We start from the raw sequence: 18,816 nt of genomic DNA on the forward strand, positions 1-18,816 counted from the left end.
AATTGATTGGTGTAATAAGCAATTTCCAAAACTAACTATTCAATTAACCAAATTACCAACCAAAATGACAAATTTTATCAGGATTAAAATGGGTCCTAATGGTGTATCTGGATTTAGTTTGAAAACAAAATTGATGCTATTCTGCGTTTTGTTTTCTTTATCCCAAGTCCACGGATATGCCATTAGTTCTAAAGGTGCTGCGAAATCGCAAAATGTACAACAGCAAAAAACCATCACTGGACAGATCAATGATGAAAATGGTATGCCGCTCCCTGGTGTTACCGTTTTAGAAAAAGGAAGTAAAAATGCTGCCTTAACAGATTTTGATGGGAAATTTTCTTTAAAAGTAGAAAATGAAAATGCCGTATTAGTATTCTCTTTTATGGGCTATACCAATACTGAAGTTTCCGTAAAAGGAAAAACCACCGTAAATGTAAAGATGCAAAGAGCAACATCTTCTCTCGAAGAAGTTGTAGTTGTAGGATACGGTAAAATGAAGAAAAAGGATTTAACAGGGGCAATTGCTCAGGTTTCTCCTGATAGATTAGTAAACCAAAATCCGCAGACAGTTCAAGATATCTTAAGAGGAACTCCTGGTGTACGAGTTGGTTATGATCCTTCAGCAAAAGGAGGCGGAAAAATACAAATTCGTGGGCAGACTTCTGTCTATACTGCCAGTACTAATAAGGATGAAAAAAGTGGTCCTCACAATGCACCGCTTATTATTCTAGATGGAATGCAATTTTATGGTGAGCTTTCAGAAATCAATCCTGACGATATTGCCCAGCTTGATATCTTAAAAGATGCTTCGGCCTCATCTGTTTACGGTTCGAGAGCGGCTGCGGGAGTTATTCTTATTTCAACCAAAAAAGGTAAAACAGGAAAACCTATGATAAGCTTTACCACAAACACAACCATTAGCAACAAGAGCGCTTATCGTAGCGTATATTCTCCTGAAGGCTACTTAAAATACCGCGAAGATTGGGAAACTGCTCAAACTTATGGCGTTAACCCTGCTACAGGACAATACGAAGCATTTATAGCAGGAACAGTGGCTAATGGAAAACCAGGCTATTTTTCAAATCCAAATGATTTAGCTAAATGGGGCATTACAGAAGCACAATGGTTAGCGTATCAGCCTGCTTCTCAAACAAATGGAAAAAGCAGTAAAGAAGTATGGGGAAATCGTTTAGGATTAAATTTTGATCCTTCCTTGATGGCAAATTTCTTAGCCAATAAAACACACGACTGGAGTGACAGCTCTTTTAGAACAGGAATTAATCATGATAATAATTTGAGTATTTCTGGAGCAAGTGATAGAGTAAATTACTATATGTCTTTTGGCTATTTAACTTCAGAAGGAGCGATTGTTGGAAATGATTATAAATCTGCTCGTTCTAACATGAAAGTTGATGCTAAAGTTACAGATTGGCTTGACCTTGGATTAAACGTTAATTTTCAAGATCGATCTGATGGAGATGTTACCCCTTCTTTAGACACGCGTTCTGGGTTTAATAATATGATGAGAACCAGTCCGTTTGGAACTTTTATAGATGCAAATGGAAACTATGAAAGACAGCCAATGGGGAAAAATGTTTCTGGACAGAATTACAACTATTACTATGAGCGTCAATTTATTGATAAAGAGACGGGATATACCACATTGAACACTATTTTCAATGCTAAAGTAAGTCTGCCAGCAGGTATTACTTATACCTTTAATATTGCTCCTCGCTATCAATTTTTTCACGACCGTTATTTCAGATCTACGCAGAATCCAAACTGGCCTGCAGCTACTACAGGGGTAAACAGAAATAATTCGACAAGATTTGATTATAACTTGAATAATACCATTACATGGGATTATACTATTGCACAAAAACATCACATTATTGCCACTTTTGTTCAAGAAGCTGAGGAGCGTCGTTATTGGTCAGATGAGATAGATGCTTATAATATTCAGCCTTCAGATGCTTTAGGATTTCACTACATAAATACGGCAACAATGGCAAATAGTGCTATTAGATCAAACGATACGCATGAAACCGCAGATGCATTAATGGCTAGACTTTTCTATTCGTTTGATAATCGTTATATGCTTACAGCTACTATACGCCGTGACGGATATTCGGCATTTGGAGCTTCAAATCCTTATGCAGTTTTCCCATCTTTTGGAGTTGCATGGAACTTTAAAAATGAAAAATGGTTTAACTGGGATGCGATGAGCACAGGTAAATTGCGTTTGTCTTGGGGGCAAAATGGAAACAGAACGCTTGTAGATCCGTACGTTTCTTTAGCAAACTTGGTAAATACAGGAACAATGGGGTATCTAGATGCTTCAGGAAAAGCGCTTGAAATAAAGTATTTATCTCTTGATCGTATGGCAAATCCTAATTTGGAATGGGAAAAAACAACTTCAACAAACATAGGTCTTGATCTAGGTTTCTTACATGATCGCATTACTGCTACTATAGACGCCTACAGATCATCTACTCATGACATGATTATGAGCCAATCTTTGCCTGGTTTTACAGGGTTTTCAACAATTGCTACTAACCTTGGAGAGGTACAAAATCAAGGTATCGAATTGAGTCTTAATACGCTAAACATGAGAAAACCAAACTTTGAATGGCGTACTTCATTCGGAATCTCTTATAACGAGAATAAGATTGTGTCATTGTATGGCAATATGGTAGATATTAAGGATGCAAGCGGTAATGTTGTTGGAAAAAAAGAAGGAGATGACTCTGCTAATGGATGGTTTATAGGAAGACCAATCACTCAAATCTGGGATTATAAAGTAACCGGAATTTGGCAGAAAGACGAATGGAAAGAGGCTCAAAAATACGGACAGCGTCCTGGAGATCCAAAAGTGGCGAACAGCTATACAGCAGATGATGTAGATGCAGTAGATGCAGATGGAAATCCTTATAAAAAAGCCGTTTATAATGAAAAAGACAAACAGTTTTTAGGAAATTCAAATCCTCCAGTGCAATGGATGCTACGTAACGATTTCAAAATTTATAAAAATTGGGATTTAGGCATCAGCATGTATTCAAATATGGGAGGCAAATCGCTTGATTCCAATTATATGAATACGTTCAACGATTCTAGTTTATATAAATTCAATTTTAATCCATACCTGAATCCGTATTGGACACTTGACAACCCAACAAATGAATGGGCACGTCTTGATGCAAAAGGACCTGCTGGAACTCCAGTTGCGCCAGGAAGATTATATGACCGTAGTTTTATTCGTCTCGACAATATTTCATTAGCCTATACACTCCCAAAAGATCTTATGGATAAAGTGCATATTAAAAGCATAAAAATCTATGCTTCTGTTCAGAACGTGGCAACATGGGCTGCTTCTAAAGAATGGAAATATTATGGAGATCCAGAAACAGGCGGACTGGCTACAAGACAGTTTAATTTAGGTTTTAATTTCCAACTTTAAAATTATTCAACAATGAAAAAATATATAAAAAATAGCATTTCAAGACTAGTGCCTTTTGTATTATTGGCAGCGCTTTCTAGTTCTTGTTCAAAAGATTTTCTGGAAGCAGATCCGCTTTCGTTCTACGAACCAGAAACTACATTTTCTACAGAAGCTGGGTTGCAGGCAACTTTAGCATTGTGCGATAAACAATTGCGTAATAACTATATTCACTTTGGTTATTCTGGTGTTAGCGTACCAATTGGAACAGAGTATCTTTTCTCTGATATGGCGCAATATGGAAAAACAGATACAGGAAGTAATATTGCTGATTATGCCAATACCATCGTTCCTACTGGAGATTACAGAAGAGATGCGGGTGGAGAACATATTTATCTTGGATTCCTTTGGACTGAAGCTTATACAGGTATTAAAAATGCAAATACGGTGTTGACCTACATTGACAAAGTAACAACTTTATCAGAAGATATTAAACGTAAATATATCGGACAGGCTTATTTTCATAGAGCATATCGTTATCTAAACTTAGTGTATGAATTTGGAGATATACCCTTGATTACTAAAATTTTGGAAGTACCTAAGCAGAGCTATTATTCTACTAAAAAAGAAGCCATTATTGAAATGATTACAGCTGATATGGAGAAAGCTGTAGAATGGGTGCCAGAACAAGCAAAAATTGGTTATGTAGGTATGATTAGCAAAGGTGCTTGCCGTCAGCTGCTGATTAAATGTTATTTAGCATCAGGCAAATTTGCAGAAGCTGAAGCGCAAGCCAATATTTTGATCAATCAATCAGGCTATTCTTTAGTACAAGGAAATTTAGGAATTTTTGATCCGGGAGGAAATCCTACTGCATGGCCTATTACAAGAAATGTAATTTGGGATTTGCACAGGCCAGAAAATAAAGTAATTGGTTCTAATACAGAAGCTATCTTGGTAGCACCAAATGGAGGAGCTCAATCGTTTTTAGCATTTTCTTCTATGAGAATTTTTGGTCCAAACTGGAATGATGCCAACTTAATTACCCCTGACGGAAAAACAGCAGCGCCTCGTTTTCCATCGAATGATAAAAACAATTATAATGCAAAGTATGATTACCAAAGAGCAATCGGTCGTGGTATTGGTACAATTAGTGGTTCTTACTATTCACAGCATCCTATGTGGGTTGTTAATGGTGTTGAAGACAAGGTTGATCTTAGACATAACAGCACTGTTGGTAACTGGGTAAATATGGAAGATCTTAAATATGCTCCTGGAGCTGGCGGAAGCGCTACTTGGGCTGGACAAAATTTTAGAATGAAAGATGCTACGGGGAAATTGTTAGCACAAGATTCTATTCGTGACTGGTTTGATTTTCCTCATTACAAAATCTTTTATCATGATGTTGTGGCCGAAGCCAATCCGGCAGCAAATGACTTTCAAGGTGCTACTGCAGGAGCAAGTGCACATATGTATATCTATCGTTTAGCAGAAACTTATTTATTACGTGCTGAAGCTCGTTTTTATCAAGGTAATGTTTCTGGAGCAGCTCAAGATGTGAATGTAGTAAGAGCTAGAGCAAAAGCTTCAAGAATGTATACCACAGTAACAATTGGTGATATTTGCGCAGAAAGAGGACGAGAGCTTTATATGGAAGAATGGAGAAATGTAGAGTTAAAACGTATCTCACACTGTTTAGCTCTAAGCGGAAAAGCAGATGAATGGGGAAATACCTATAACAAAGACACTTGGGATAAGCAATCAGGAAAAGATGCAACTGGCGGAAGCTACTGGTGGCAGCGTATTGTTCATTACACACTTTACAATAAATATCCAGCTGGAATTTCTCTTAAACCAGGTGTAAAGTTTTATTCGATGGACAAACGAAACAATTACTGGCCAATTCCGTATAGACTTGCTATTGAACCAAATATCAAAGGTCAGCTAAGCCAGAATTTTGGTTATGATGGATATGATGCAGGAGTTAAAGTTTGGGATAAATGGCAGGATGCTGTTGAAGATGAAAGTAAAATTTAATCTTTTTTGATCCATTCAAAAGCGAAAGAATATTAATACTGACTTTATTGAGTCTTCATATTAATCTTTCGAAATTTTATAATAAAAAAAGCTGTCTCAAAAGGACAGCTTTTTTTTTGCCAAAAAGAATATTTATAGACTTTATTTTATCAATAAAACACTTTTGTGACTAAAGTAACTGTGCAAGAAAAATAAACTGCTGAAATTTGTGGCATCACAATATTGATATAATTAGAAACTTTAGAATACCACAATTTAAACATCATAAACAATTCAAGTTAGAAACACATCATGGCAGATAATAATAAGAATAAGGAACATTGGGAAACCGTTTACGAAACCAAAAGCCCTAGTGAGGTAAGCTGGACACAAGAAATACCTGAAACTTCACTCAATTTTATTGCTTCTCTTGAGTTAACCAAAGAAGCTCAGATTATTGATGTGGGTGGTGGTGATAGTAAACTTGTAGATCATTTACTGAAACTAGGCTACAAGAATATTACTGTTCTGGACATTTCAGCAAAAGCAATTGAAAGAGCACAAAAACGTTTAGGAGACCAAGCGCAAAAAGTAACCTGGATAATAAGTGATATTACTAATTTCGAACCAGAAAGAACCTATGCTGTTTGGCATGATAGAGCAGCTTTTCATTTTTTGACAACACAAGAAGAAACTTCAAAATATCTGAATATTGTACAGCAGGCAGTAAATGGTTTCCTGATAATTGGAACGTTTTCAGAAAATGGCCCCACTAAATGTAGCGGACTTGATATTAAGCAATACTCAGAGCAGACTTTGACTAAAAAGTTTGAAAATAAATTTGAGAAAATCTCTTGTATTACCGTAAATCATATAACTCCTAATGACAAAATACAGAATTTTACATTTTGCAGTTTCAAAAACAAGAACACAACTCTTTTATCTTCTATTTAAAATAATATGGAGAAATCTTTGGTGTATTTTATCAATAAATTTAATATCAGACAATTTCAAAGCACTATATAAAAAATACTGCTCAAAGTTTGCACAGCAGAATCACTATTTCATAAAAAAAAGAAGACAGATATCAAAAATATCTGTCTTTATCCATACACAATCAATAACTACTGGTATTTTTTTACACTAAGAATCTTGAGAAATTTCTAAGTCTCTTTTAAGAGTCTAATACCTAAGTTATTATTTGCTGAAATCGTAGCTCAACGAAGCGCCTAGCCCAAACTGAAATGTTGATGCATAATCAGTTACTGCCACTGGTCCCCAATAGTAATCCCAGTAATAGTCATATCCAACAGCTGCCGACATAGATTGCAAGTAAGCATGAAGATTAATTGACAATGGTGAATTTGTTTTTACTTTCACACCACCTTTAATCTCCCAAGCGAAATACGTTCCGCTACCGCTTTTAGGTGTTTCAAGAATTGCTACTCCTAAACCTGCACCTAGAAAAGGAAGCGCCTTTTGTGAACTTGAACCGAAATAATAAGTATAGTCAGCTAGTATATAGTTGATAGCACCTTTATCATCTCCAACATTAACCTGAGATCCAGCGGGAATATTTCCATTGTTTAAAGGTATTTTTGTATACAGAGGCATGTGTGTATCAAGTCTGTTATATTTTAATTCTATAGATGCATTATCCATTATAAAATATTCCAAACCTATACCATATTCAAAACCATCTTCAACCTTTCCATAAGAGGAATCGAAATCTACTCTGTCGGAAAAAGTATACCCTCCGTACAGATTAAGCAAAAATGACTGGCTGCTTTGTGCTGACATTGCCAGTGAAAAGAAAAAAAAGACAACTAATAAATGATACTTTTTCATAGTTTTTAATTTTAGTTTGTAATAAAGGGATTTATTATTCTCAAGCCCGTCAGCTTAATCAAAAATAATTAGAGTTTGCATTAGTGGCTTATTTCTCACCAAAGTTATCTTACAAAATTGATTTTCAGCTATAATACTAGGCCAATTATGTTTCAAATTATAAAATGAAACCACATTTATACAGTATTTCTAAAAAAACATATGGATTATCTAAAAATAAAAATGCTGTCAAACATAAATTTACTAGGCTTAGATAAAGTTCTTTAGTAAGCTTTTTTTCTAAGCTATGAATTGATAAGAAAAAAGATTTCTCAAATAATCTTCATTAATAACAATAATATTTCTTAGTAGTGAAAACAGAATTTGTATTATCTAAATATGGAAAAATAATTAAGGGCGCAAATGCACCCTTAAATTTTTCATTTGATAACAAACGAGTTTTCTAATTTATCCTGATATAATAATAAAGTGATATATTTTTTGGTCTGGTTTCATTGCTAATTCTTGGAGTGCCATAACCAGCGTTTACAGTACCTGCAGTATTGTTTGCTGGAGTACCAGTAACATTATGCCTTTGATGAGGATCATTTGGGGATTCTTTGCCATAATAGATGGCTATTTTATCTTGGTCAATGTGTTTATGCCCCTGAAATGAATCTGACTGGTAGCTTCCAACAATACGACTATCCCAATCCCCTCTTTCTCCTGTCATAGGCGTAACAGGCTGATTAGGATCAAATATATTCAATCCTCTTACAAACACCCCTCTAAGATCTGGTATCAAAGATTGAGAGGTCAATGCTTGAAATTTCGAATTAGGAACTGGTCTGCCATCACAAGGCGACCATTTACTTTTGTTTGAAGTCCAAATTCCCCCAGGGCTTTTTTCATTGTTTTTTGTAACAGTATTAAACTGCTCAAAATTTAAATAAGATGAAATAACAGTACCAATCGGGATTTCTTTGCCAGATGAAATACTTTCTTGTGCGTATGCCTTACTGGTAATTCCTCCCCTGTCTGTCTGAAGAGTCAAAACCAGATCTTTATCAATCGGACGTTTACACGTAATTAATGTTGTGAAACCTGCCAATTTCTGATTGATACTGAGACCCCCGCTGACAAGGTTACCTTCGGGCAAAATATTAAAATTGGTAACAACCGGCATCGGATCTGTTGGAGATGATGGCTTGTAGTATATTGTAAAGACAACAGCATCTTCTGTCTCTAGATTCTTTCCCTGAATAAATCCGGAGCCATTTTGATAGCATATTCTGTTACATTCAACAAAAGCATCATAAAGACTTGTATTGGGAATGGATCCAAACGATGCTTGCACACTTCCCTCATCAATATTTAATTCACTAATTTCCAAAAGACTAGTTCTTAACTCAGAGAATTTCTGATCGCTGTCATTCATTCCTATTGAAAACGGAACACCTTTAATGGGAATGGTAAGTGAGCTTCCCCATTTTCCGCTTTTCATATCTGTCTTAAAAGTCTCAGACAAATAGTAAGTTCTTAAATCCTTACTGAAAGACTCGGTCTTTGTCATTTTAGTAAATGAATAAAGTCCATCTTGCAAAAGTTTATCACACTTACAATCTTGTGCAAACAAGTTACAGCTGATTATAATTAGCAAACCTAAAAATTGTTTTCTGGTTCTCATATAGTTATGGTTTATAGTTTAGGGTTAAAATTTCGAAAAACTTATATTTTACATTAACCTAATTTTTATGTTCCGATTAGCTTAAAGGGCATAGTTCTGCATATCCTAGATTCAAAATATATCTAATGAGTATTTTTACGAGATAGCTAATAAAAACTCCACCAGGAATAAAAGAGGCAATAAACTCAACTATTTTATCAATAATCTCAGAAGCCGTTGAATCGGGTGTTAGAAACTCGCAAAGAAATTTTCTCAATTTTTGCCATAAGTTCGAGCCAGCCAGTAAAGCAGAAAAGTTTACAGTTCTAGCTTGTGTTAAACTCTCTAGATTCGAATAATATAGCTGTGATGTGGCCTCACTAGCCTGCTGATACATTTCTGCTAAACTTTCTTTAACTTCATCTAATGTAGGGATCGGTTCATTATCAATATCATTCAGCAATTCGCTTTTAATAATATTGTAATTAAGGGGTTCAAGTTGTAAATTTTGTAAGTACATAATATTTAATTTTATAGTAATGCCTACTCTATAAATTCCCTTTTCGGCTGCCTGGTTGTGTTATGAAATATGTATTCCAAAACTACTCCAGACACCAATTTTAGTATTAGGGGAAACACCTAAAAGAGGGTAGTTTTTTACCTAATTATCTGAATATTATCAATATGTATTGTTCTTAAAAGAAAATCGCTATTTTAGCGCATAAATTGATTATTAGAGATAAAACCTTATTAAAATAGGGTTTTACCCTAATGTGTGAGTGAGGATTATTATAAAATTTGAAGAAATAAATTATTAACCCTGAAATAACTTTAATCATGAAAAAATGCGCCCTAATTTTAATGGCTATTTTAACCATTGCTGCCTGCAATAAAAAAGAAAAACCCGATAACGTAGAGACAAATACCAGTGCAGATCCCGAAACGCTAAATGCTAAATGCATAACTTTAGAAGAATATTACACCATATCTGATTTGGATAAAAAAACTGCATGGCTAAAGAAGAAAGGACATCTTGTATGCCCAGATACATTAGAAAAGGCTGTCTTAAAAATACATGAAGTAAAAGGCACTGTCAGCAATAAAAAAGGAAAGTACGCTATTAGTTGGGGAAAACTTAAAGGTATAATTAAAGAACATGGATATGACGCTTATCTTTCCGTGGTAATTGATAAAGAGCAGATTGTTTCAGTAGAAATGGTGCCAGACTACACAAAGGGAAAATATTGTTTTTCGACAGCTTTAATAAAAAGTCTAGCAAAAAAATATGTAAAAAATAATGATAGTGAGTTTGAATTCAGTTTAGCTACTTTAACTGAAAAATCTACTCCATCTACAGAACCTGTTGTTATTATTCAAGTAAACGGAGCACCATATTATTATGATTATTCTACTGAACCTCCAATTCATCACGTTAACAATTTGCCATTGTAAAACATATAAAATTGAATATACTTGATATTATAAATCCCATAAAAGCATGCGTTATAATAACGCTGCTTTTTGCTTTATGCAATCTTTGCTGGAAAATTAAAATGCACCGTTATCTTCTGTATATTCTTTTTGTAGTTTTTATTACAGAACTTGTAAACTCTATTTTAATATATAATAATCGGTCAATTCGAATACCATTCAATATCAGTATTGTTTTTCATGATGTTCTTTGGATATTGGCATTTAGAGAAAACATAAACAGTAAAAAAATGGCCAATATTACACTGTGCCTTTTTGCACTATTTTCTACTATTAATTTTATGATTGTAGAAATAACAAATGCCAATAACTATTACACTTTCATTTTTGGCGCCTTGCTTTATGTTATACTTTTCATTTACGAAAGTTATAGACAGTTACAAGAAGAGAATTTAATGTATTTCTTATCCAATAATTATTTACTGCTGTTTGCTCCAGTATATTTCTTTTTTGGTATGGGGTTAATATTAGGATTTAAACCACTACAGGTAACGGGAATAGTTTTATTTGGCCAAGTTACACTGTATGTTTTCGTTGTGAATATAGTTTGTATCGCCTACTATTCTTTAATTAATATCTACATCTACAGAGAAAAATACCACCGCAAATGAATCAAATCGTACTAGGAATAATAATCGCGTTTATTTTTATTGGCTTAATACTGTTTTTCTGTGTTATTCTTATTCGTCTTTATTTTAATAAAATAAGAAAATATACCGAACTTCTACATGAGAAGGATCTCAATTTCCAAAAAGCCATTACGCAAACTGTAATTGAAACCCAAGAACAAGTATTGAATAATATTTCTGAGGATCTGCATGATGATGCCGGCCAGCAGCTGACCTATATCAATTTTCAAATAGAAAACATGAAATTGGATTCTCCCGAATTAGAAAAAATATTAGAACCAGTATCGCAATCATTAGGCAATTTATCAAAATCCATACGAAGTATCAGTCATGCCTTGAATAGCCAAATGTTATTACAACAGGATGTAATAAAAGCCATAATCATAGAAATAGAGAGGTTGCAAAAAAATAACAAAATTCAAATTATTTACTCATTTGAAGAAATAGTAGTAAAGAAATTTAGCGATAATGAGAAGATAATTATTTACCGCATATTTCAAGAATGCATTAGTAATATTCTTAAACACGCCAAAGCTTCTAAAATGAATGTTTCTATAACAACCAAACCTCACTTTAAAATGACAATTACAGATAATGGCAAAGGATTTAATTCTGCCGATAAAAAAGATCAATTATCTTTAGGATTGACAAACATGGCAAACAGAGCTAACAGTATAGCCTATCATCTAACTGTAGAAAGCGAGGTTGGATCTGGTACTAAAATTACCCTTTCTGAAAATAAAAAAATATAAAACATGGAACAGACCAATATTTGCATAATTGATGATCATTCTATTGTAAGACAAGGCCTAAAAGAATTGCTACACAAAATAGGAGACTATAGAGTAATTAATGAATTTGATAATGGTGAAGATTTCCTGAAAGCAATCCCCATAAATCCAACTCCAGACATTTACATTCTAGACTATTCTATGCCATATATGAATGGTATTGAAGTGTTAAAAATGCTGGAAGAAAAAGAAGAAGAGTTTAAGATATTGCTATTAACACAGCATCTCGACGAACAAATAATTGATTCAGCTTATCATCATGGAGCAAGAGGATTTTTACATAAGAATTGTACAGCCCACGATTTGAAATTTGCTATTGATAACATTATTAAAATAGGATATAACAACGTTTCTGAAATTCTTAAACGTGTTCGAAATTATGATAACAGCGGCGAGAAAAAAAGCAATATTATTTTAACTCAAAGAGAATTGGATTTCCTTAAATTGGTTTGCGACGAGAGAGAATTAACCTATGAGCAGATGGCAGAAATTATGAATTTGTCGATAAAATCAATAGAAGCGTACAGAGCAGCTTTATTTGAAAAATATAACATCAAATCAAAAGTAGGTCTTGTACTATTTTCTTTTAAACACAGACTGACAGAACCATTTTTGTAATAGGTCACCAGAGCTAACACTCTTTACAATTGCGCTACTGTTTATAAGTATTCGTCTAATCTTTAGCCAGCATTTTCTCTTTGCATTTTGGATAATTTACATCATCACTAATTTTTAAACACTCCTCTATTTCTCAACCCATTCCCAAACGTTTCTTACTATCAGAATTGGTAGGACGATTATTGATTTTGTCTATCCCGATTGGAAAACGTTCTACATTAGGTAATGATCATTTTTACTGTACCGTCTTTTTCTATGATATTAATTCGCTCGATGTCAATCTCACTGAATCTTTGGTTGCCTAATTTTTTGAATGCGAACGTAGCAAGCATGGTTATACTAATTGCCGTAACTGCGGCGAATGTTCTTAAAAATGTAAGTTCTTTATTCATCTCTTTTAGTTTTAGTTCTAGTTATTTGATGAAATAAAAGTATGGTGATGTCACTTGATACTCAACAACAAAACAATGAATGCAGGAAAAAGCCGAATGGATTAAGGAAAATGAGGATTAAAAACTTGTCGGATATTTAACGATGATTTACATTCTTAATTAAGAAAAGAAAGAAGTTACTTTTAACTGAGTTAATATTTCTTATATTAGCAATTAGCTAGTACATAATTTACAGAAAAAACATTGCAATTCACATTATTGACAATCATTTTCAGCTATCTATCTAAAAATCGATATTAAAGGTCCATTAAACAAGAATGAACATTAAAATTTTATTTCTTTCACTATTATTCATAACTCTGCCTAAAATGGCATTTTCCCAATCCGCTGATTTTACCATTCAAGATGTAAAGTTCGAAAGCGAGGGTGTCACTCTTTCGGGTTCCATTTTAACACCTAAAAAAATATTTGCAGCAGTTGTAATTGTTCATGGTTCTGATCCCGTAAAAAGAGAGCTAGAATTTGCAAAACGTCTAGCCAGCGAAGGCATTGCCGTACTCACATATGATAAACGCGGAGTTGGAGAATCTGGCGGTATATATGTGGGGCCATCTGTAGGCACAAATAACATTGACACTGCCAATCTTAATCTATTATCTCAAGATGCAAGTGAAGCAGTAAATACTTTTCGAAGCAATTTGAAAGATAAAAAAATACCAATCGGATTGGTTGGTTTCAGTCAGGCAGGGTGGATAATCCCTATTGCTGCAAGCAAAAATCCCCAAATAAAATTTATGGTCTTATTTAGTGGCCCTACCATTACAACTCTGGAACAGCTTAGATTTCAGTTTTATACTAATGGAAATAATAATTTTTGGGAAAACCATACCGAAACAGATGCTCGAGAGCATACTAAAAATGATCCAGATCGATATCAATTCGTTGCAACTGATCCCAAAACTTCTCTAAATACTCTTTCTATTCCAGGAATTTGGCTTTTTGGTGAGAAAGATATACAGATTCCTGTTAAGCTTTGTATAGAACAATTAAATGAAATGAAAGCTCAAGGCAAACCTTTCGAGTATACTCTGTTTCCGTCACTCGGGCACAATACTGTTTCTGGAGATATTACTCTACCTTTTGATATTTCAATTCAATGGATAAAAGAGAAAGCTTTAAGCACCAAAAAAGCAAAAAAATCAAATTAAAACACTTCCTATAACCATAATTAAGGAAGAGTTTTAAAAAAAAGCTCCATTTCCTCTTTATTTTATTTTTCTCTCTTCATAGATATTGTAATTTCAAAATTCCAAAATCTATTCTGTCTGCATTATTTTTCATTACTTCCGTCGGTGTCCCTAAGAAACTTAATTAAACCATTCATATAAATATCCTGGTCATCATACATACTCATATGGCTACCATTAGGGCAATACAAATAAGTGCCATTTTTTACTTGAGACGCAATCCATTTCATATGTTCTGGATCCATAGTATCATATTTGGCTCCTATAGATAACGTTGGCACAATTAGTTTTGGAAGCTCTTTTTTAATATCCCACTTTTCAAGTTTTCCTGAGAGCCCAAATTCACTTGGCCCTTGCATGGTTACATACAGCGACTGGTTTATTTTACTAAAGGACCTATTCACGGGTTCAGGCCACTTATCAGAAGCTAAGCGTAATATATGCTTTGAATAAAAATTAGGCATCAGCAATCGCATATATTCAGGATTTTCAAAATCTTTATTCTTCTCTATCTCTCTGATTCTTGCAAGCACTTTTGGATCCATCTGTTTTGCCAGCACTTCATCTGCATATTTATCATAATCAATAGCACTCATCATCATATTGGAAACAATAAGCCCTTTCAAATTATGTTGATACTTAAGAGCATACTGGGACGCCAAAATTCCACCCCATGAATGTCCTAATAAATAAAAATTGTTTTTATCCAAATTAAGAGCCTTACGCACCTGCTCCACTTCCTCTACATATCGTGATAAATCCCAAAAGCTCGGATCATTAGGGTTATCAGAATTACCTGTACCGAGCTGGTCATAATAAATAAATTCAATTCCTTCTTGAGGAAGAAAACTTTCCATGCATTCAAAATACTCATGAGTAGCTCCCGGCCCTCCATTTAGCAACAGCAGTTTTATTCTAGGATTATTTCCAATTCGTTTAGTCCATACTTTAAACTTTCCTTTTGGAGTATTTATATCAATAACTTTTATTCCTCCAGTCTTTATACCAGATGCAGTATCTTTTAAATATAAACTAAGATTACTATCTTGTTTATTTAAATCACTTTTATTATTGCACGCCGACAAAAGAAGCGCACAAATAACACCTATAAAAATATTTCTGTAAACCGTCATAAGCATTCGTTTTATATTAACCCTCTGATTTAAAAAGCTAAAGGTAATAAATATCATTCTATAATAAATTCTTGTATTCAATTCAGTTTTAGAAATGCGCTGACGCTTTTAAAATAAAATTGCAAGCATAATTGAAAATAAAAAATCTCTAGCTAAAGACGATTCCAAACCGGCATAAAACAGAAAAACCCTATCCGATTTGGATAGGGTTTTTCAAAAGAAAGGCGACGACATACTCTCCCACAATGATGCAGTACCATCTGCGCAGGCGGGCTTAACTTCTCTGTTCGGGATGGGAAGAGGTGAGCCCCGCCGCAATAACCACCTTAAGGCTATTCGCTGCAAGCAGCTTTTAATTATTAATTATCAATTGTAAATTGTTAATTATCAATTAAACAATATTTTAACATACTGAGATAAAGAAACAAATAAGCTTTATTTAAGAAAGTTCCTTCCCGAGCCATTGGCTCGGGAAAAAGGGTGTGCATAAGCTTACGGATTATTAGTACTACTCGACTGTGACATTACTGCCTTTACATCTGTAGCCTATCAACGTGGTCATCTTCCACGATCCTTAAAAGAAATCTCATCTTGTGGTGGGTTTCGCGCTTATATGCTTTCAGCGCTTATCCCTTCCCAACGTAGCTACTCTGCGGTGCCCCTGGCGGGACAACAGATACACTAGAGGTTAGTCCAATTCGGTCCTCTCGTACTAGAATCAGATCCACTCAAATTTCTAACGCCCGCAGTAGATAGAGACCGAACTGTCTCACGACGTTCTGAACCCAGCTCGCGTGCCACTTTAATGGGCGAACAGCCCAACCCTTGGGACCTTCTCCAGCCCCAGGATGTGACGAGCCGACATCGAGGTGCCAAACCCCCCCGTCGATATGAGCTCTTGGGGGAGATCAGCCTGTTATCCCCGGCGTACCTTTTATCCTTTGAGCGATGGCCCTTCCATGCGGAACCACCGGATCACTATGCTCTACTTTCGTACCTGATCGACCTGTATGTCTCTCAGTCAAGCTCCCTTATGCCATTGCACTCTACGCACGGTTACCAAGCGTACTGAGGGAACCTTTAGAAGCCTCCGTTACTCTTTTGGAGGCGACCACCCCAGTCAAACTACCCACCAAGCACTGTCCCCCACATCGCGGGGTTAGGCCTCAGATAAACAAAGGGTTGTATTTCAACAATGACTCCACAGCGCCTGGCGACGCCGCTTCAAAGTCTCCAACCTATCCTACACATCATTTATCCAAGGTCAATACTAAGCTATAGTAAAGGTGCACAGGGTCTTTTCGTCCCACTGCGGGTAAACGGCATCTTCACCGTTACTACAATTTCACCGAGCTCATGGCTGAGACAGTGTCCAGATCGTTACACCATTCGTGCAGGTCGGAACTTACCCGACAAGGAATTTCGCTACCTTAGGACCGTTATAGTTACGGCCGCCGTTTACTGGGGCTTCAATTCAATGCTTCTCCGAAGATAACATCTCCTCTTAACCTTCCAGCACCGGGCAGGTGTCAGGCCCTATACTTCATCTTACGATTTTGCAGAGCCCTGTGTTTTTGATAAACAGTCGCCTGGACCTCTTCACTGCGGCCCCGATTGCTCGGGGCGACCTTTCTCCCGAAGTTACAGGTCTATTTTGCCTAATTCCTTAGCCATGAATCTCTCGAGCACCTTAGGATTCTCTCCTCAACTACCTGTGTCGGTTTACGGTACTGGTTCTTACTGCCTGAAGTTTAGAGGTTTTTCTTGGAAGCCCTTAGGCGCACTATCTCTTTGTCCGAAGACTCCGAGTACTATCGCATTTCACCAAACTCTCCGGATTTGCCTAGAGAGCCTATAGCTAGGTGCTTTAACGAACTATTCCGTCAGTTCGCGGCGCTTTCATCACTCCGTCACCCCATCACAGCAATAAGAAGTACGGGAATATTAACCCGTTGGCCATCGACTGTCCCTTTCGGGTTCGCCTTAGGTCCAGACTAACCCACAGCTGATTAGCATAGCTATGGAAACCTTAGTTTTTCGGTGTGCGGGTTTCTCGCCCGCATTATCGTTACTTATGCCTACATTTTCTTTTCTGACCGGTCCAGCATACCTTACGATACACCTTCAGCCCTGTCAGAATGCTCCCCTACCACTTTGTGTTGCCACAAAATCCATAGCTTCGGTAATATGCTTATGCCCGATTATTATCCATGCTCGTCCGCTCGACTAGTGAGCTGTTACGCACTCTTTAAATGAATGGCTGCTTCCAAGCCAACATCCTAGCTGTCTGGGCAGACAAACCTCGTTCTTTCAACTTAGCATATATTTGGGGACCTTAGCTGATGGTCTGGGTTCTTTCCCTCTCGGACTTGGACCTTAGCACCCAAGCCCTCACTGCTGTAAAACATTATATAGCATTCGGAGTTTGTCAGGAATTGGTAGGCGGTGAAGCCCCCGCATCCAATCAGTAGCTCTACCTCTATATAACTATTATCAGCGCTGCACCTAAATGCATTTCGGGGAGTACGAGCTATTTCCGAGTTTGATTGGCCTTTCACCCCTACCCACAGGTCATCCGAAGACTTTTCAACGTCAACCGGTTCGGTCCTCCACTGTGTGTTACCACAGCTTCAACCTGCCCATGGGTAGATCACACGGTTTCGCGTCTAACACTACTGACTAAAGCGCCCTATTCAGACTCGCTTTCGCTGCGGATCCATGGCTTAACCACTTATCCTTGCCAGCAGCGTTAACTCGTAGGCTCATTATGCAAAAGGCACGCCGTCACCCCACGAAGGGGCTCCGACCGCTTGTAAGCGCATGGTTTCAGGATCTATTTCACTCCGTTATTCACGGTTCTTTTCACCTTTCCCTCACGGTACTGGTTCACTATCGGTCTCTCAGGAGTATTTAGCCTTAGCGGATGGTCCCGCCAAATTCAGACAGGGTTTCACGTGCCCCGCCCTACTCAGGATACCGCTATCCTTTACATTCATTACTTATACGAGGCTATCACTCTCTATGGCTCTACTTTCCAGCAGATTCTAATTCTTTATGCAAGAAATGTCGCGGTCCTACAACCCCAGCAATGCCGTAACAATCCTGGTTTGGGCTAATCCGCGTTCGCTCGCCACTACTTACGGAATCACTTTTGTTTTCTTCTCCTCCGCCTACTTAGATGTTTCAGTTCAGCGGGTTTGCCCACCTATCGGTGTGCTATATCTTCAATATAGCGGGTTGCCCCATTCGGATATCTGCGGATCAATCGGTGTGTGCCCGTCCCCGCAGCTTTTCGCAGCTTATCACGTCCTTCATCGCCTCTGAGAGCCTAGGCATCCCCCATGCGCCCTTATTTTGCTTATTGCACCAATCTTGTTCCTTAAAACAAGACCGTTTTGTTTTGTTTTTATTATTGCTAATAAAAACGCTTTCTACTTTCTTATTATTTTCTTATCTCAATATGTCAATGAACTTTTTTCCTTTCGGAACTGTGGAGAATAACGGAGTCGAACCGTTGACCTCCTGCGTGCAAGGCAGGCGCTCTAGCCAGCTGAGCTAATCCCCCAAATC

13 protein-coding genes, 1 tRNA gene and 2 rRNA genes are annotated in these 18,816 nt (G+C 36.5%); 8 read left to right on the forward strand and 8 right to left on the reverse strand.

What is annotated here, in order from left to right; all coding sequences use genetic code 11:
* Positions 1-64 precede the first annotated feature (64 nt).
* The 3 genes from PQ463_RS07325 to PQ463_RS07335 all read left to right on the forward strand — a co-directional run bounded on the left by PQ463_RS07325 (position 65) and on the right by PQ463_RS07335 (position 6,406).
* Positions 65-3,457, forward strand: a complete 3,393-nt coding sequence (locus PQ463_RS07325; protein ID WP_274257008.1) for a SusC/RagA family TonB-linked outer membrane protein — start codon at positions 65-67, stop codon at positions 3,455-3,457.
* Between the two features lie 12 nt (positions 3,458-3,469).
* Entirely contained in the window at positions 3,470-5,473 is a 2,004-nt protein-coding gene (locus PQ463_RS07330; protein ID WP_274257009.1) for a RagB/SusD family nutrient uptake outer membrane protein, read from the forward strand.
* A 291-nt stretch (positions 5,474-5,764) separates the two neighbouring features.
* A complete protein-coding gene (locus tag PQ463_RS07335; RefSeq protein ID WP_274257010.1) occupies positions 5,765-6,406 on the forward strand; it encodes a class I SAM-dependent methyltransferase in 642 nt (213 codons plus the stop codon).
* Positions 6,407-6,649: 243 nt separating this feature from the next.
* On the opposite strand, the gene PQ463_RS07340 is transcribed toward PQ463_RS07335, so the two are convergent.
* From PQ463_RS07340 to PQ463_RS07350, 3 genes are all read right to left on the reverse strand, one after another.
* The gene (locus PQ463_RS07340) at positions 6,650-7,300 is read right to left on the reverse strand and encodes an outer membrane beta-barrel protein (RefSeq protein WP_274257011.1); all 651 of its coding nucleotides are present in this window, start codon (positions 7,298-7,300) and stop codon (positions 6,650-6,652) included.
* Between the two features lie 442 nt (positions 7,301-7,742).
* A complete protein-coding gene (locus tag PQ463_RS07345; RefSeq protein WP_274257012.1) occupies positions 7,743-8,966 on the reverse strand; it encodes a hypothetical protein in 1,224 nt (407 codons plus the stop codon).
* A 76-nt stretch (positions 8,967-9,042) separates the two neighbouring features.
* Entirely contained in the window at positions 9,043-9,465 is a 423-nt protein-coding gene (locus PQ463_RS07350; RefSeq protein WP_274257013.1) for a hypothetical protein, read from the reverse strand.
* 317 nt (positions 9,466-9,782) lie between these two features.
* Here PQ463_RS07350 and PQ463_RS07355 point away from each other — a divergent pair, with 317 nt between their 5' ends.
* The 4 genes from PQ463_RS07355 to PQ463_RS07370 all read left to right on the forward strand — a co-directional run bounded on the left by PQ463_RS07355 (position 9,783) and on the right by PQ463_RS07370 (position 12,474).
* On the forward strand, positions 9,783-10,397 hold the full coding sequence (locus tag PQ463_RS07355) for a hypothetical protein (protein ID WP_274257014.1): 615 nt from the start codon (positions 9,783-9,785) through the stop codon (positions 10,395-10,397).
* Positions 10,398-10,666: 269 nt separating this feature from the next.
* A complete protein-coding gene (locus PQ463_RS07360) occupies positions 10,667-11,047 on the forward strand; it encodes a hypothetical protein (RefSeq protein ID WP_274257015.1) in 381 nt (126 codons plus the stop codon).
* Positions 11,044-11,817, forward strand: a complete 774-nt coding sequence (locus tag PQ463_RS07365) for a sensor histidine kinase (protein WP_274257016.1) — start codon at positions 11,044-11,046, stop codon at positions 11,815-11,817. Before PQ463_RS07360 ends, PQ463_RS07365 begins: the two co-directional genes overlap by 4 nt.
* A gap of 3 nt (positions 11,818-11,820) precedes the next feature.
* Positions 11,821-12,474 carry a response regulator transcription factor gene (locus PQ463_RS07370; RefSeq protein ID WP_274257017.1) on the forward strand — a complete coding sequence of 218 codons (654 nt, stop codon included), beginning with the start codon at positions 11,821-11,823 and terminating at the stop codon, positions 12,472-12,474.
* A 218-nt stretch (positions 12,475-12,692) separates the two neighbouring features.
* Here PQ463_RS07370 and PQ463_RS07375 read toward each other — a convergent pair whose 3' ends face one another.
* Positions 12,693-12,866, reverse strand: a complete 174-nt coding sequence (locus PQ463_RS07375) for a hypothetical protein (RefSeq protein WP_274257018.1) — start codon at positions 12,864-12,866, stop codon at positions 12,693-12,695.
* A gap of 368 nt (positions 12,867-13,234) precedes the next feature.
* Between PQ463_RS07375 and PQ463_RS07380 the strand changes: the two genes are divergently transcribed.
* Complete coding sequence (locus tag PQ463_RS07380; protein ID WP_274257019.1) at positions 13,235-14,074, forward strand: alpha/beta hydrolase family protein; 840 nt, start codon at positions 13,235-13,237, stop codon at positions 14,072-14,074.
* A 122-nt stretch (positions 14,075-14,196) separates the two neighbouring features.
* Here PQ463_RS07380 and PQ463_RS07385 read toward each other — a convergent pair whose 3' ends face one another.
* From PQ463_RS07385 to PQ463_RS07400, 4 genes are all read right to left on the reverse strand, one after another.
* A complete protein-coding gene (locus PQ463_RS07385) occupies positions 14,197-15,246 on the reverse strand; it encodes a proline iminopeptidase-family hydrolase (RefSeq protein ID WP_443135196.1) in 1,050 nt (349 codons plus the stop codon).
* 219 nt (positions 15,247-15,465) lie between these two features.
* Positions 15,466-15,575 (reverse strand): 5S ribosomal RNA (rrf, locus tag PQ463_RS07390).
* 153 nt (positions 15,576-15,728) lie between these two features.
* A 23S ribosomal RNA gene (locus PQ463_RS07395) occupies positions 15,729-18,611 on the reverse strand.
* A 126-nt stretch (positions 18,612-18,737) separates the two neighbouring features.
* Positions 18,738-18,811 (reverse strand) — tRNA-Ala (locus tag PQ463_RS07400).
* Between the last annotated feature and the right edge of the window lie 5 nt (positions 18,812-18,816).

This window comes from Flavobacterium sp. KACC 22763, from assembly GCF_028736155.1.
Lineage (GTDB): Bacteria > Bacteroidota > Bacteroidia > Flavobacteriales > Flavobacteriaceae > Flavobacterium.